The sequence below is a fragment of the Tianweitania sp. genome (assembly GCF_032053605.1).
Classification (GTDB): domain Bacteria; phylum Pseudomonadota; class Alphaproteobacteria; order Rhizobiales; family Rhizobiaceae; genus Tianweitania.
On the sequence record NZ_DAMBUH010000199.1, the window covers coordinates 1 to 1,991 of the forward strand.

2 protein-coding genes are annotated in these 1,991 nt (G+C 63.4%); both read right to left on the minus strand.

The features are described from left to right. The coding region (ffh, locus tag RTX98_RS20680; RefSeq protein WP_312798768.1) for a signal recognition particle protein at nucleotides 1-1,419 on the minus strand (1,419 nt) is incomplete at its 3' end. Nucleotides 1,420-1,718: 299 nt separating this feature from the next. Further along, nucleotides 1,719-1,991, minus strand: a 273-nt coding sequence (locus tag RTX98_RS20685) for a DUF1236 domain-containing protein (RefSeq protein WP_312798769.1), incomplete at its 5' end; no start/stop codon positions are given.

Here is a 1,991-nt window from a genome sequence, read left to right on the forward strand (position 1 = left end):
GAGCTGCTTGGGATCCATCTTCGAGAGATCCGGCATGCCGCCGCCCATCATGCTGCCGAGACCGCCCAGGCCCATCTTGTTGGCCATGCCGCCCATGAGGCCGCGCATCATGCCGCCCTTCTTGCCCGCCATCGACTTCATGACATCGGCCATCTGGCGATGCATCTTGAGGAGCTTGTTGATCTGCGCGGCATCTGTGCCGGAGCCGGCTGCGATGCGCTTTTTGCGGCTGTGCTTGAGAAGATCGGGATTGGCTCGCTCGGCCTTGGTCATGGAGGAGATGATGGCGATCTGCTTGCCGAACATCTTGTCGTCCAGGCCGGCCGAAGCCATCTGGTCCTTCATCTTGCCCATGCCGGGCATCATTCCCATGATGCCGCCCATGCCGCCCATCTTTTCCATCTGGCGCAGCTGGTCGGCCAGATCATCCAGGTCGAACTTGCCGGACTGCATCTTCTTGGCCATCGCCGCGGCTTTTTCCGCGTCGATGTTTTCGGCAGCGCGTTCCACGAGCGAAACGATGTCGCCCATGCCGAGAATGCGGTCGGCGATGCGCTTGGAAAAGAACTCTTCCAGCGCATCCATCTTTTCGCCGGTACCGATCAGCTTGATCGGCTTGCCGGTGACGGCGCGCATGGACAGTGCCGCACCGCCGCGGCCATCGCCGTCCATGCGGGTCAGCACGAGGCCAGTGATGCCGACGCGCTCGTCGAAGTTACGCGCGAGATTGACGGCGTCCTGACCGGTCAGCGAGTCGGCCACGAGCAGGATTTCATGCGGACGGGCAGCCGACTTGATGTCGGCCATTTCCACCATCAGCGGCTCGTCGATATGCGTGCGGCCGGCGGTGTCGAGGATCACGACATCATAGCCGCCGAGACGGCCAGCCTGTTCGGCGCGGCGTGCAATTTCCACCGGCGACTGGCCGGCGATCACCGGCAGCGTCGCGACCTTGGTCTGCTCGCCGAGCTGGCGAAGCTGCTCCTGCGCGGCCGGACGGCGCGTGTCGAGCGAGGCCATCAGAACCTTCTTGCCCTGACGATCGGTCGGCCGCTTGGCGATCTTGGCCGAAGTCGTGGTCTTGCCTGAGCCCTGCAGGCCGACCATCATGATGATGACGGGCGCGGGCGCATTGAGGTCGATGGCGACGCCTTCGGCGCCCAGCATGTCGACCAGTTCGTCATGAACGATCTTCACGACCATCTGGCCGGGCTTGATCGACTTCAGGACATCGGCGCCGACAGCCTTGGCGCGAACCTTGTCGGTGAAGGAACGCACGACGTCGAGCGACACGTCGGCCTCGATGAGGGCACGACGCACTTCGCGCATGGCGGCAGCAACGTCGGCATCCGACAATGCGCCGCGGCCAGTCAGGCCATTGAGGATCGTGCCAAGGCGATCCTGCAGGTTCTCGAACATCCCGTGTCTTCCTTTCCCGAGGGCACAAACCCTGAGATAAGTGTCTCCGCGCCGTTCCCCAAACCGCCAACATAGCCAAAAAGCACCCGGGGGCGCATCGCGCTGCCGGATGTTGACCTCCGGGATCGAAGCTCAAGGCAACGTCCCGGTCGGCGCTCGGAGTTTTACTCGTCGCGGAATCTGGCTGTGTTCAACAGCATGGTTGCGGGAAAGTCAAGCAAAGCGGGCTGGAGGTGCTCGAAAACGACAAAGGCGCCGGCCTTTGAAGCCGACGCCTTTGTTACGAGATGGTGTGGCGCTTAGCGAACCACGGACACGATGCGGCGGGTTGCCGGATCAACCAGAACCGGCTGGCCGTTGATGTAGGCATATTCGTATTCGTAGTCCGGCACCGGGGTCAGCGCGACGTTCTCCGGCAGGCCGGCGCCGACGACGACTTCGCCTTCGAGGTAAACCGGCTCGACGCGGTTGGTGGTGACATATTCGCGGACGACTGGGGTCGGCTGCACGGCTTCACCCACAACGCCGCCAGTCGCTGCACCCGCTACACCGCCGATCGCCGCGCCAACCGG